The sequence below is a fragment of the Paenibacillus sp. Y301 genome (assembly GCF_059445505.1).
On the sequence record NZ_JCAIUL010000001.1, the window covers coordinates 256266 to 269331 of the forward strand.

The following is a 13066-nucleotide window of genomic DNA, read 5'->3' on the forward strand; positions in this document are numbered from 1 at the left end:
GTATCATTAAATATGTAAAATAATAACGATAAATAATACAAGTTACGGAGGGATCCTATGTCCAGTAACAATGCAGCGGTTGTAGAAATTGCTCAAACAGCAGGTAAGTTCAGTTCTTCCATCGTACTTCAAGCAGACAACAAGTATATCGATGTAAAGAGTATTTTGGGCTTATTTACTACGCTTGTTAGCCATAAGGATTATGAATTACATGTTCATGGTCCAGATGCAGATGAAGCGAAGGCAGCTATGACAGAAGTATTTGCGAAACATGGTTTGCAAATTGAAGTCATCACTGACTAATAGGAGCGAAAGCACCTTTACTTGTATAAGTAAGGGTGCTTTTTTTTCGGGGTTCTTGTATTGACACGTATTTTCGACTAATATTAAGAATAGAATTAAAGCGGTGACTTTTGGACATAGGGGGAAGAGACATGACTTCGTCTGATTTACAGGACCATTTGAATCTCAAAGCGATTAATCTTCTACAAGAAGATGCAGATAAAATTCAAAAACTTATTGAAGTACAGATGGAGAACTTGGCAACGCGTTATTGCCCTCTCTATGAAGAAGTACTGGATACACAGATGTATGGTTTCTCAAAAGAAGTAGACTTTGCAATACGTATAGGTTTATTAGAGGAATTTGCGGGTAGACAGTTGGTTAGTCAGCTTGAGCGTAATTTGGCCATTCTATATGAAGCCTTAAACAACAAAGAGTAGCCTGTGGAACCACAGGCATACATAGAGTTAAATGCATGCCGAGTTTACGGACATGCATTTTTTTTGATTACGTACAAGTTTCACTTGAATCAATTATACGCTGAGGCTTTTTAGACGAGAAAAAAAGATACGCCCAGAATAATATATACGGCTATGAGTAGAAGCCCTTCATACCAATTCGTTGATCCATCTTGGGTAATAGATTTTGCAATGAACACGGCGACAGCAATAGCAACTAATTCGATAGAGGTGAACACAATATCCATTGTATCGCCCATGAAATAACTAATGAAGATAAGTACAGGAGCTACGAATAGAGCAATCTGTAGACTACTTCCCACAGCTATTTCAACAGAGGCACCGATCTTGTTCTTCATAGCTAGCATGATCGCAGCACTATGCTCGGCAGCATTCCCGATAATGGCTACTAAGAAAGCTCCAACAAATATCTCACTAAAGCCAAAACGTGCGGTTATGGAATCCAGTGTACCTACAAGCCATTCACTAACAAACGCAACCATAACGGTGGCTACGATAAGGTATATGACGGATTTGCGCTTAGACCAATGAGCTTCACGTTCATGAGGAAGCTCCTCTTGAGTTTCATCGGTGACGTCGGATAAATACTTTTTGTGTGTGATCATAGAGAACAGGAGCCAAGCGAGATAGGCCAAGATTAGAATGCCTGCTACAACTAGGCTTAGTATGGAAGTCTCCTTCTCTGTAATCACGTGTGTATTGAAGAAAACAGCGGGTATAAACAGAGCAATCACAGCTACAATCATGAGAGACCCGTTCAGTCCAGCGAGCGATACGTTGAAATTCTGTACTTTGAATTTTAGTCCGCCTGCAAAAAGACTTAGACCAAGAACTAAAAGAAGGTTACCAATGATCGAACCCGTTAGACTGGCTTTCACCATATCGTATAGACCTTCTTTAACAAGGAAGATCGCAATGATAAGTTCAGCCGCATTTCCGAAGGTTGCATTAAGAAACCCACCGAGTCTTTGACCTGCATAATGAGCAACATTTTCAGTAGCTTTCCCTAGAAATCCAGCAACGAATACAACCGCAATGGCGGAGAGTATGAATTGGAGTGTAGGATCCCATCCAGCATAATGACCCACTGCGCTCAAGACAAACATAATGATAAGTAGGGATGGATTCATCCATTTTTTCATTTCTAACACCTCAAAAGTTTATGTATTTTCAAATTCTTTTAAAATATACCCATTTAGTGGGGTGTTGTAAACATTTTTTGGAATATAAGAAAGTATAAGTTTCACTTGAATCAATTTCATAATCGCCGATGCATCTAAATCGACTAGCGTAATTATGAATTTGATTCTTGATACTCTATTCCTTATATTTCCGCTGAAACGGGTGCCATCTTTGAATAAAAGATGGCAGTGTCGATTCAACTTGTAAATGACTATTTGCTTTTAGATCCTTTTGGATTTACAATAACGAATAATGAGGTATAAGGGGGGGATGGGCATGACGGAACAACTTCAACTGGAAATGGGAAATATACGGATTTCGAATGATGTCGTCTCGAAGATTGCCGGCATGGCAGCACTGGAGACACCAGGTATTGCTGCTATGTCTGGAGGACTGTCCGAAGGATGGGCTAAACGTCTTAGTGGGAAAAACGTACAAAAAGGGGTCACGGTAGAAGTAGGACAGCTAGAGGCTGCTATTGATTTACGAATTATCGTGCTTTATGAAACACCTATACATGAAGTATGTCGTATGTTGCAACAGAATGTACGTGAAGCTGTAGAGACGATGTCAGGTCTACATGTGGTCGAAGTCAATGTCAAAGTCGAAGGCGTTGCCTTTAAAGATGACGAGATTGGCATGTAGTTATCTTGTTCTCATGGGTATGGTTTTCTGACATGAAGTGATTACACACAAAAAGACTACCGGGATGCCCGGTAGTCTTTTTGTGATTTAATATATTCTTGTTTTATAGGTTTATTGCTCTCACGCGAAATACTCAACACAATACCCATACTTATTAACATGACCAGTGTAGATGATCCACCATAACTAATGAATGGTAGGGTGACACCTGTAAGTGGAATGGTCTGAGTAACCCCGCCGATATTAATAAATGCTTGAATAGATATGAGTCCCATGACTCCAATCCCTACCAACGTTCCGAAGGGGTCTGGACATCGCAGTGAAACTAGAATACCTCTCCAAATGAAATATAAATAGAACAAAAGGAAGAAGGCAGTACCGATGAATCCAAATTCCTCACCAATAACGGAAAAGATAAAGTCATTGTATGCGTTCGGAAGGTAATGGAGTTTCTGAATACTTTGACCAAATCCAGAACCTGTTGCTCCACCTTGTCCTATAGCCGTTAGAGATTGAATTAGATTATACCCCGTATCTTGGGGGTCTTTCCATGGGTCTAGAAAAACAGTAAAACGATCTTTCTTATAGTCTTTCTTATAGTCTTTCTTATAGTTCTGATCAACAGAACTTGCAGTGTCGGAATGAGATAGAGTGTCAATGAGTGTGCTCACTCCGAGCACAAGACCGGCACCTAGAACAAATAGTCCGACAGATCCCATAATATGCTTCATGTTAGCCCCACCTGCATAGATGATAAGGCCACAGGTACCAACTAGAATCATGCAAGAACCTAAATCGGGTTGCAGCATGATTAGCCCTGCAACACCCCCTGCAATCATGATTACAGGAATGAACCCTTTCTTAAGGTTCCGTAATCGTTCACCTTTTTTGGTGATCAGAGCCGAAAGGTAAAGTATGGTTGCAAGCTTAGCAAACTCGGTAGGTTGGATGCTGAACGGTCCGAATTGGAACCAGCTCCTAGCTCCATTTCGCAAGTCTCCGAAATAAGGTACTAGAATCAGCATTAGAATTGTCACAATAAAAAAGGGAATAAAGAGTTTCTTGTACTTATTATAAGGAATATTCATGGTGATAAACATAAGGGAAATACCTAGAACAACAGATATGAACTGACGTTTCGTGAAGAAAAGAGCATCATAGTGATACGCCTCTTTGGAAACGGCAAGACTTGAGCTAGCACTGAAAACCATGAGGAGCCCAAATCCGACGAGTAGAAGTGTGAGGATAAGTAACTGGAAATCGGGCATCCCCTTCTTGGGCTGGGGCTTATTTTCCTTCATCATTGGATTACCACGTTATGCTTCAAGAGTTGCTTTGAACTGTTGCAATTTCTTATTAGCAATCGCTTGGATAGGCCCAGGAATAGGTGTTTCATAATCCAGTCCATGAGGAAATGTTCCTTTACCCATGTATACAGCTTCTACAGCAAGAATCGTATCCGGTTGCTCTAATTTGCCCTCGATTGCACGTGTGTTTATACGTACAAAGTACTCCTCCTGGTTGTTCTTATCTTCGATTTTATACTCATATGTAGCACGGTAATACTCCCATTGCCAACGGAAAAACCCTGACTTCTCTGCGGATTCATCCATATAAGCTAAGTCACACTTTAGCCCATCTAGTCCTGTATTCTCAATAATCATCGTTCATTCATCTCCTTATTCATCAACCTCTAAAGCTCTTTATTCATGATATTATGTTTCGGTAACTTGTGCAAGCAAGGATAGAGGTGAATACCCACTCTGAAGCTAATTCTGATACAATGGAACAAGAAAAGAAATAAGCGCTTTCGAGAGAGGAGAAGCATGAAGATGAATCAGGGAATTTACCATATCCTCATGCTCAGCTAGTAAATCGTAAGATACATAAGCTATAAAGATAGCGTATAAGCTCATGGACTATTGTTATGCCAACGGCAGGGGCTCATAGCTAAATTAGTGGATAAGGGCTTTAGATTAAATATATGGAATAGGAGCGGATGATGATGATTGAAGAAATGCTTCTAAATGAAATAGAAAATAAAATGATACAGTGGAGAAGATTTTTGCATCGTCATCCTGAATTGTCTTATCAAGAAAAGAATACATCTGAATTCGTAGCTACAACATTGCGCGAACTAGGTATTGACGTGCAGACGAACTTCGGGGGCGGTCACGGTGTGGTAGCAACCCTGAAAGGAGAACTCCCTGGAGGGAAAGTTGCGCTACGAGCAGATATGGATGCTCTGCCTATTCAAGATGAGAAGCAATGTGATTATGCTTCAGAAGTGAAAGACGTTATGCATGCTTGTGGCCATGATGGTCATACTTCCATATTGTTAGGTGTGGCATCCTATTTCAGTCAGCGTCGAAGTCAGGTTCGAGGGGACATTGTATTTATATTTCAGCCAGCAGAGGAAGTGTGTCCTGGGGGTGCTCAGGGTATGATTAAGGGTGGTGTATTGAATGGCGTGGACGTTATCTATGGCATTCATTTGTGGACTCCCCTACCATTAGGAGTAGTTGGGAGCGTTGCAGGTCCTTTTATGGCAGCGGCTGATGAATTCTTTATTGATATTATCGGGAAGGGTGGACACGGAGGAATTCCTCATGTGACCATCGATAGTATTGTTGCTGGTTCGGCGCTCGTGATGCAATTACAAAGTATTGTTAGTCGTTCGACAGATCCTCTTCTACCAGCGGTTGTAACTGTGGGGACCATCAAAGGGGGGACTGCACAGAATGTGATAGCAGAGAAATGTCAAATTTCTGGCACGGTTCGAACTTTCGATGAGAATACAAGAGACCTAATTCGGCAAAGAATTGAATCGATGACATCTCTAACGGCTCAAGCCTATGGTGCAGAAGCTTCTGTTGACTATGTAATGGGATATCCCCCACTTGTAAATGATGCTTATGAAGTGCAACGTTTCTTTGATGAAGCGGAGAAAATATTTACATCGGGTTGTGTCCAGACACTACCCAAGCTTATGCCGGCAGAGGATTTTGCTTATTATGTTCAAGAAATACCTGGGTGTTTTATGTTTGTAGGTGCAGGGAATCCGGATAAAGGAATGAACTATCCGCATCATCATCCTCTCTTTGACTTTGATGAAGAAGCTATGACGCATGGGGTTAAACTTTTTGTAGCCATGGTAGAATCATATTTGTCACAATCACAAGAAGGAAAATAAATGAATCAATCCTCTAATGTTGAAGTTTAGTGGTGTCGTATTGCATGATCCTCTCTGATTTGGGAAAAGATACTTCTCAAGAGAGGGATGTTCGATGGAACTCGATATCCATGCATGGAGTAAACGGTATCCTATTCTTTATCCTCATTGGATAACAAGAAGCCCATCTCTAGTACCTCTAGAGATGGGCTTCTTCTAAATATTAAGAAAGTATATTGATACTTTCTTATATTTCTGCTGAAATGGGTGCCGTCTTTGAAAAAGGACCGCATTGTCGTTTCTACTTGTATTGAAGCTATAGATCAATATTCGAATCAATGAATGATTAGGAGGAACTAGGGATGGATAACAGTAAACCAGGTATTGTACAGCGTGATCGTACAGTTCTGCTAGAATGCGGTCATCCCGCATTTGATGAAGCGCGTGAGCAACTTTCTTGTTATGCAGAATTAGTAAAGAGCCCTTCATCTTTTCATACATATCGCATTACGCCACTCTCTTTATGGAACGCTGCTGCTCTAGGATGGTCTGCAACGAAAGTTCTTGAAAGTCTTCAATCGATGTCGCGATGGGATGTACCCTTAGGATTGATACAGGACATTCGAGAACTCGTCTCCCGTTATGGCAAGCTCACCCTTGTAGCGGATCGGGATGTTCCATATCAACTTATTCTGAAGAGTACAGACTCACAAATGATAGATGAAGTTATTGAACGGACGGGAATGCTTACCATGAGCATACGTCGAGTCTCTATGACGGAATTGGCCATACATGCAGCTCGGCGCGGATGGCTCAAACAAGAATTGACAAGACTAGGATATCCGATTCTTGATCTGGCTGGTTATGATGCTGGTCAAGCGTTATCATTTTCTTGGAAGAAAGATGGGAATGGACAGACATTTCAATTACGCGATTATCAGACGGATGCACTCCAAGCTTTTGAGGGCCTTACGGGTAGTGGAGGCAGTGGCGTAGTAGTTCTTCCCTGTGGAGCTGGTAAAACGGTCATTGGGATGGCTGTGATGGAGAGATTACAATGTGAGACATTAATCTTAACGTCCAACACAACGTCAGTGAGGCAGTGGATGGATGAGCTACAACAGAAGACAACATTACAATGTTCTGACATAGGTGAGTATTCTGGACAAAAGAAAGAGGTTAAACCTGTAACGGTGGCAACCTATCAGATTCTTACCCATCGACGCACAAAAGACAGCGAATTCGAACATATGAAGTTATTTAATGAACGACAATGGGGTCTCATTATATATGATGAGGTCCATTTGTTACCGGCTCCCGTATTTCGGGCTACGGCTGAAATTCAGGCGACACGTCGCTTGGGACTAACAGCTACATTGGTTCGTGAAGATGGGTGTGAGCAAGATGTGTTCTCCTTAGTAGGACCGAAACGGTATGATATGCCTTGGAGACATTTGGAGTCGCAGGGTTGGATTGCTAAGGTTGACTGTGTTGAGATCAGAGTACCAATGACTAATGAGATGAAGGATACTTATCACTGCGCGGAGGGGAGACACAAGTTTCGGATCGCAGCGGAGAATCCAGCTAAATTATCTGTCATTCAACGTATTGTACAGCAACATTCCCAGGCTGGTATTCTTATTATCGGCCAATACTTAGATCAATTGGAATGGATTGCTGACGCTATTCAAGCACCACTGATTACGGGGAAAATGTCGCAGCAGGAACGGATTTTTTTATATGATTCTTTTAGAAAAGGGAAGGTGAGAATTCTTGTAGTGTCCAAAGTGGCTAACTTCGCTGTAGATCTGCCCGATGCGTCCGTGGCGATTGAAGTGTCTGGGAGTTTTGGATCTCGCCAAGAAGAAGCACAAAGATTAGGTAGAATTCTACGTCCTAAAGCTACAGATAATAGCGCTTATTTTTATACGATTGTAACAAAAGACAGTAAAGAAGAGGATTTCGCCATTCAACGTCAGATGTTTCTCATTGAACAAGGGTACGAATATACCATTCAGACCTAGAGGTTAGCAGGCAGATTGAATCGTAACAGCTGATTAGGTAAGGGAGGAGGGTTCTTTCTATGAATATAGATCCTAATGAAAAGGTCGTTGGTACAAATTCATTACGTTCTAGGGAATTAGAAATACTGAGAAGAACTTATGCTTGTTTCGCTGGTCAATCTTTCGATGATGCAAGTTTCATGAAATTGCGAATGGAAGGATACACTGGGGCGGAGCATCTCCTAGCGTTTTTGATTCTTAGGGAAAAGGGATACATAAAAGCTGTTATGAACACATGGGGAGAGCGGTTATATTATATCCCAATGGACCATCTAGCGGTGCTTCACCACATGTTATACACACATCAACATATAGAAATGAACGAAGACGTGCTTCTCATGAAGGAGGCTAAATCTGGGCTAGCTCTAGATGTGTTCCATGCCTTGGTATTTATCGCAACTGAACAACTTCCACTTACCTCTAAAGGTACTGTACATAAGAAAAGTATCCAGAAGATCGCAGATAGAATAAATCTAGAGTGTGAGGATTTACAGGGGCTCACATTACAAGTATCTAATGATGAAAATGCCCCATTACATATTAACCTTATCTTAGATTTACTCCATGACTTGCAATTAGTTACGAGAGAACCAAGACAGATCGTTCTTCGAAAGAAGGTACTATATACTTGGATAAATAGGAATACGGCGCAAATGACCAACATTTTACTAAAAATAGTAATCGAGCGATATGCTTCAGAGGATTCAAAAATGCAACATTTATGGTGTTCCATCTGTCAACCACCATTTGTATCAGGACAGTGGGTTGAAATGGAACTTCTTTTAGAATGGATGGTTCAGCAACAGATGGTAGAACCTTCACAGCTATACGAAATGAGGACACGAGCTAATGCATGGCTATATGCTTTTGCAGGCTTTGGCTGGATGGACGTAGGGATGTTACCAGATCACCGTATTTGTTATCGATGGCGAATTTCTGCAGATGAAGTACGTGATGCCAGTGTTTTCGATAAGGGGAGTTTAACCATACTTCCTGATGTGAGGATAAGTAAATTCTATGTACAACCTGACTTCGATATTATTGTATTACCGGATGTACCCTATCGATTACGGTGGAAACTCATGATGTTTACAGAAATCCATAAGAGTGATCGCACATCGATCTATCGACTCACGAAGTCCAGTATTCTGCAAGCAGTGAGAAAAGGGGGAGGAGTTAACGAGATGATCTCTTTCATGACGGAGCATGCTGAGATGGGAGTTCCGGAACATATATCATTGGCCATCAGACAATGGGCTAAGGATACGAATGAAGGAGAGTTATTGGATAGAGCATGTGTTGAGAATAAGTGGATAGTACAATACGAGAATGAAACAGATAATTATGAAATACAAAGTTTCTATAAAGATGATTATGGTAAGCAGGGAGTGGGAGTGGATGATGATCAACCATTACGTGAGACATTATTTCAAGGCATGGAACACATTCCGAAGATGTGGATTAAGGATTTCAGAAGTTACCATTTGTCGACAGGAATTCAATTAATGGAACAAGCTATCTTGTGGAAGACTAGTGTGAAGCTATCTCTGGAAGGAAACGAAGTAGACTTCATTCCGTTACATATTACAACCAATCCTTATGAGATATCAGGAGAATTATATAACGCTCACATGCAGAAATATGAACGAACTCAAATGTCTCCAAGTGATTGGAATGAAATAAGATTGATTGTGCCTAATTTCACCTAATAAAACCATATGACACGAAATGGAAAACCCTTCATAAGATGTGTTTGATATGATATGATGAAATAGTCTACGAAGAAAGATAGTAGAATTTTTTATAGTAGAGGGTGAAGTTCATGAGCGTATCAGAATTACAAACAGTCGACATGGCACAAGTGTTGATGTACGCCTATGAATTAGGCGATTTGATTAATCAGTCTGTCGATGTGTCAGATTATCTATATTGGAAGCAGCAAGTTGATGCTAATGAGGGTATTCAGTCATTAGTGAAGAAATTAGCCTCTAAGAAGGAATTGTTTGATGAAACCCAGCGTTTTGGGCATTTTCATCCCGATTATCATGCGGCCAAAGATGCTGTACATGCGGTGGAAACAGAACTTGAGATGTTTGAGGAAGTTCGGAATTTCCATTGGGCAGAGAAAAGGCTCGATGATTTGCTCCATCAAATGTCTGAGACTATAGCATTCTCGGTATCGAATACCATCAAAGTTCCTAGTAATGATCCACAGCCCAAAGGTTGCGGAAGTGGTGGTTCATGTTCTTGCGGATAGAGTGGAAGTTGTAGAAAGAGAGGTGGAAAGAAGATGTTTGCAGAACGAACAGGTTATATTATTTGGGTAAATGATTTGAAAGCGGCTAGGAATCTTGAGAAATACGGAACAGTTCATTATATATCCAAAAAAATGCATTACGTCGTAATGTATGTCAATGCAGACCGTGCAGAGGAAGTTTCTAAGAACATTCGCCGGCTTTCCTATGTACGTAAGATTGAACGTTCATATCGTAACGAAATTCAGACTGAATATAGCAGTGATATCCCTGATAAAACAAGTTATTACGGTCTTTAGAATTACTTTAGAAGTGAGTTAATTATATTTCACCATCTCTTTTTTATCTATGACGATCATACGGCCCTGTGAAGGGCCGTTTTTTTAATTTTATACAGTTATATTATGATCGGATCTCATTTGTTGGAGAACAGTTGGAAACTAGCTTGTGAATCATAGGTATTTAATGTAATATGATAGGTATAAATACATAAATAAATAGACATAAAGACCTATATGGTGGAGAGTGATACGCATGCGCGACAAGGAGATGGAACGTTGGAGCACATATGAACCCTTTAATGTGGTTCTAGGTGATAAGCGGATAGCCGACATCGTCATCACTAGCCATGCGAGAATTCGATATATGGATCGGGTTCAAGGTGGAGAGACAGATTATGATAAGATAGCAACATGGATGTGGGAATGTCTAAAGCAAAATCGGATTACACCGTATTATCGTAATGAACAAGACGTTTATTTGATTGATGAAGATCTAGTCGTTGTGGCTGAGTTTACCGAACTTGAGAATGAAGTGGATCTCACGGGGAATCCTCTTCATAAGATGATTATTGTTACTTACTTAGGAAGAATGTCAGAGACGATCGAATTAAGAGATTTAAAAACATATTATTCTTGGTTGAGACATACGCGTAGGATGACTCTGATTAAGAATACCCGTAAACGTAAGTGAAACTAGAAATCTATTGATTTACGTGTAATTTTAGCATGCAGCTATGTGACTGCATGTTTTTTTTGTGTGATTTCATATGTTCCGTTACAATTAAAATAGAATCACGAAGAGGGGGAGGTAAGTTATGAATTTTCACCAGCTTCATATATTCCATACCGTTGCTGAGCGTGGGAGCTTCTCCTCCGCCGCACAAGTGCTTCATATGACACAACCAGCTGTAACTATGCAGGTGCAAGTGTTAGAGGAGTATTACGGGACAAAACTACTTAATCGATCTACCAAAAAAATTGAATTATCCGAAGCAGGAAAGGCGCTGTTTCCTTATGCACAAAAAAGTATTGAGATTGCTAGGGAGACAGATGTGGCCATGTCTTCCTTTGCTCATATGTTACAGGGAAGACTACAGCTTGGAGCTAGTTTAACTATAGGTGAATATGTGTTACCAAGGTTACTAGGACCTTTCGGTCAGCAATACCCTCAAATCAATATCATGATGAAAGTGATGAATACGACACAACTAATCGAGGAAATATGTAAACATCAACTTAGTTTTGGACTTATTGAAGCGCCGATTCAACATCCGGATATGGTAATCGATGCTGTCATGCAAGATGAGTTAAAATTGATTGTTCCTGCTGGGCATCCCCTGTCTACAAGAGATGCAGTGAATTTGGAAGAAGTATTGCAATACCCTTTTGTGTTACGTGAACAGGGATCTGGGACACGTCAAGTGATGGAAGATCAATTACTTCAGCAGGGTTATAATCCAGATCACATTCAGACAGTGATGGAGTTGGGAAGTACCGGAGCTGTGAAGTCTGCTGTTGAAGCGGGACTAGGTATTACCATGTTGTCCCCTTCATCGGTGAAACACGAGACAGCTCTAGGGTTGGTCAAGATTATTGATATTCATCATGTAGAGTTTAAACGGAAATTTTATGCTATACATTTGAAGTCAACCCTGCTGCCTATTTCGGCAGTGACCTTTCTTTCCTTTTTAAGACAACAACAATAAAATCGATCAGACCATAACGATAATGAAGGAGAGGTTAAGATGTACCAAATGCAAGGACGCTGCGATCTTCACACGCATACACAAGCTTCTGATGGGATGCAAGCCCCTAAGGTTAATGTTCAGTTAGCTAAAGAGAAAGGTCTTGCTGCTCTAGCTATTACTGATCATGATACTGTAGCTGGAATTGAAGAAGCCCTGGCAGCAGGCAAACAATACAATATAGTTGTCGTGCCAGGTGTTGAGATCAGCACCCGTGCTGGGGGGAAAGATATTCATGTGCTCGGATATTACGTGGATTACAAAAATGACCAGTTTCTCTCTCGTCTTGGAGAACTGCGTGAGACACGGCAGCTACGCAATGGGAAAATTATAGGTAAACTTCAGGAGTTAGGAATCACTATTACCTTAGATGAAGTTGTTCAAGGGTTAGGTCGTCCGTTACTCCCTGATGAGAGTATTGGGCGTCCACATATAGCTGATGTATTAGTTAATAAGGGTTATGCATTGAATATGCGGGATGCCTTCGATCAATATCTAGCAGAAGGAGCTCAAGCCTTTGTATCGGAACCGCGTATAAGTCCTGAAGATGCTTGTCGTTGGATTAGGGAAGCAGGGGGCACACCTGTACTAGCTCATCCAGGGTTATATAAAGATGATATTCTCGTTCGTGACATGATTGAGAGCGCTCATCCTGCTGGGATTGAAGTCTATCATTCTGATCATGGGGAAGAGGAAGAGTTACGCTATCAGGCAATGGCAGAGGAATATGACCTTATCGTTACAGGTGGTTCGGATTTCCACGGTGCAAGACAAGGTGTCGTAATTCATGGTGATATCGGAAGCGTTACGGTTCCGGTAGATGTATTGGAGCAATTGAAGGGGAAAGACTGAGAATTGCACATTTGCGGATTAACTGTTGTACGGTTAAGGAGTTAGATGAATAGGATTCAATCTGGTATAACTAAAAGAAGGGCCTGACGGAATAGCTCTCTGTCAGGTCC

At 41.0% G+C, this 13066-nt stretch carries 14 protein-coding genes; 11 read left to right on the forward strand and 3 right to left on the reverse strand.

All coding sequences use genetic code 11. From position 1 onward, the window contains the following. The first annotated feature begins 57 nt into the window (after positions 1–57). A complete protein-coding gene (locus AC1D69_RS01220) occupies positions 58–303 on the forward strand; it encodes an HPr family phosphocarrier protein (RefSeq protein ID WP_495454325.1) in 246 nt (81 codons plus the stop codon). Positions 304–434: 131 nt separating this feature from the next. Beyond that, positions 435–722 carry an Fpa/YlaN family protein gene (locus AC1D69_RS01225; protein WP_495454326.1) on the forward strand — a complete coding sequence of 96 codons (288 nt, stop codon included), beginning with the start codon at positions 435–437 and terminating at the stop codon, positions 720–722. A gap of 110 nt (positions 723–832) precedes the next feature. Here the strand turns inward: AC1D69_RS01225 and cax are convergent, their stop codons facing one another. After that, entirely contained in the window at positions 833–1903 is a 1071-nt protein-coding gene (gene cax / locus AC1D69_RS01230) for a calcium/proton exchanger (RefSeq protein WP_495454327.1), read from the reverse strand. Between the two features lie 316 nt (positions 1904–2219). Between cax and AC1D69_RS01235 the strand changes: the two genes are divergently transcribed. After that, entirely contained in the window at positions 2220–2588 is a 369-nt protein-coding gene (locus AC1D69_RS01235; protein WP_495454328.1) for an Asp23/Gls24 family envelope stress response protein, read from the forward strand. A 56-nt stretch (positions 2589–2644) separates the two neighbouring features. Here AC1D69_RS01235 and ftsW read toward each other — a convergent pair whose 3' ends face one another. Both ftsW and AC1D69_RS01245 read right to left on the reverse strand, forming a co-directional pair. After that, the gene (ftsW, locus tag AC1D69_RS01240; protein ID WP_495454734.1) at positions 2645–3889 is read right to left on the reverse strand and encodes a putative lipid II flippase FtsW; all 1245 of its coding nucleotides are present in this window, start codon (positions 3887–3889) and stop codon (positions 2645–2647) included. A 15-nt stretch (positions 3890–3904) separates the two neighbouring features. Further along, on the reverse strand, positions 3905–4252 hold the full coding sequence (locus tag AC1D69_RS01245) for a YugN family protein (protein ID WP_495454329.1): 348 nt from the start codon (positions 4250–4252) through the stop codon (positions 3905–3907). A 341-nt stretch (positions 4253–4593) separates the two neighbouring features. Here AC1D69_RS01245 and AC1D69_RS01250 point away from each other — a divergent pair, with 341 nt between their 5' ends. From AC1D69_RS01250 to AC1D69_RS01285, 8 genes are all read left to right on the forward strand, one after another. After that, on the forward strand, positions 4594–5781 hold the full coding sequence (locus AC1D69_RS01250; RefSeq protein WP_495454735.1) for an amidohydrolase: 1188 nt from the start codon (positions 4594–4596) through the stop codon (positions 5779–5781). 341 nt (positions 5782–6122) lie between these two features. Beyond that, positions 6123–7784 carry a DNA repair helicase XPB gene (locus AC1D69_RS01255; RefSeq protein WP_495454330.1) on the forward strand — a complete coding sequence of 554 codons (1662 nt, stop codon included), beginning with the start codon at positions 6123–6125 and terminating at the stop codon, positions 7782–7784. A 59-nt stretch (positions 7785–7843) separates the two neighbouring features. After that, positions 7844–9532 (forward strand): helicase-associated domain-containing protein, encoded by a 1689-nt coding sequence (locus AC1D69_RS01260; RefSeq protein ID WP_495454331.1) that lies wholly within the window; start codon positions 7844–7846, stop codon positions 9530–9532. A 113-nt stretch (positions 9533–9645) separates the two neighbouring features. Beyond that, positions 9646–10080 (forward strand): YlbF/YmcA family competence regulator, encoded by a 435-nt coding sequence (locus AC1D69_RS01265; protein ID WP_495454332.1) that lies wholly within the window; start codon positions 9646–9648, stop codon positions 10078–10080. A 33-nt stretch (positions 10081–10113) separates the two neighbouring features. Then, a complete protein-coding gene (locus AC1D69_RS01270) occupies positions 10114–10377 on the forward strand; it encodes a YlbG family protein (RefSeq protein ID WP_495454333.1) in 264 nt (87 codons plus the stop codon). Between the two features lie 235 nt (positions 10378–10612). After that, entirely contained in the window at positions 10613–11050 is a 438-nt protein-coding gene (locus AC1D69_RS01275; protein WP_495454334.1) for a hypothetical protein, read from the forward strand. 124 nt (positions 11051–11174) lie between these two features. Beyond that, entirely contained in the window at positions 11175–12065 is an 891-nt protein-coding gene (locus AC1D69_RS01280) for a selenium metabolism-associated LysR family transcriptional regulator (RefSeq protein WP_495454335.1), read from the forward strand. A gap of 39 nt (positions 12066–12104) precedes the next feature. Beyond that, the gene (locus AC1D69_RS01285) at positions 12105–12956 is read left to right on the forward strand and encodes a PHP domain-containing protein (RefSeq protein WP_495454336.1); all 852 of its coding nucleotides are present in this window, start codon (positions 12105–12107) and stop codon (positions 12954–12956) included. Positions 12957–13066 lie beyond the last annotated feature (110 nt).

Coding starts and splice junctions, on each gene's coding strand:
- AC1D69_RS01275 (WP_495454334.1), top strand. CDS start 10,613: ATGCGCGACAAGGAGATGGAACGTTGGAGCACATATGAACCCTTTAAT.
- AC1D69_RS01220 (WP_495454325.1), top strand. CDS start 58: ATGTCCAGTAACAATGCAGCGGTTGTAGAAATTGCTCAAACAGCAGGT.
- AC1D69_RS01260 (WP_495454331.1), top strand. CDS start 7,844: ATGAATATAGATCCTAATGAAAAGGTCGTTGGTACAAATTCATTACGT.
- ftsW (WP_495454734.1), bottom strand. CDS start 3,889: ATGAAGGAAAATAAGCCCCAGCCCAAGAAGGGGATGCCCGATTTCCAG.
- AC1D69_RS01250 (WP_495454735.1), top strand. CDS start 4,594: ATGATTGAAGAAATGCTTCTAAATGAAATAGAAAATAAAATGATACAG.
- AC1D69_RS01225 (WP_495454326.1), top strand. CDS start 435: ATGACTTCGTCTGATTTACAGGACCATTTGAATCTCAAAGCGATTAAT.
- AC1D69_RS01285 (WP_495454336.1), top strand. CDS start 12,105: ATGTACCAAATGCAAGGACGCTGCGATCTTCACACGCATACACAAGCT.
- AC1D69_RS01255 (WP_495454330.1), top strand. CDS start 6,123: ATGGATAACAGTAAACCAGGTATTGTACAGCGTGATCGTACAGTTCTG.
- AC1D69_RS01280 (WP_495454335.1), top strand. CDS start 11,175: ATGAATTTTCACCAGCTTCATATATTCCATACCGTTGCTGAGCGTGGG.
- AC1D69_RS01245 (WP_495454329.1), bottom strand. CDS start 4,252: ATGATTATTGAGAATACAGGACTAGATGGGCTAAAGTGTGACTTAGCT.
- AC1D69_RS01265 (WP_495454332.1), top strand. CDS start 9,646: ATGAGCGTATCAGAATTACAAACAGTCGACATGGCACAAGTGTTGATG.
- AC1D69_RS01235 (WP_495454328.1), top strand. CDS start 2,220: ATGACGGAACAACTTCAACTGGAAATGGGAAATATACGGATTTCGAAT.
- cax (WP_495454327.1), bottom strand. CDS start 1,903: ATGAAAAAATGGATGAATCCATCCCTACTTATCATTATGTTTGTCTTG.
- AC1D69_RS01270 (WP_495454333.1), top strand. CDS start 10,114: ATGTTTGCAGAACGAACAGGTTATATTATTTGGGTAAATGATTTGAAA.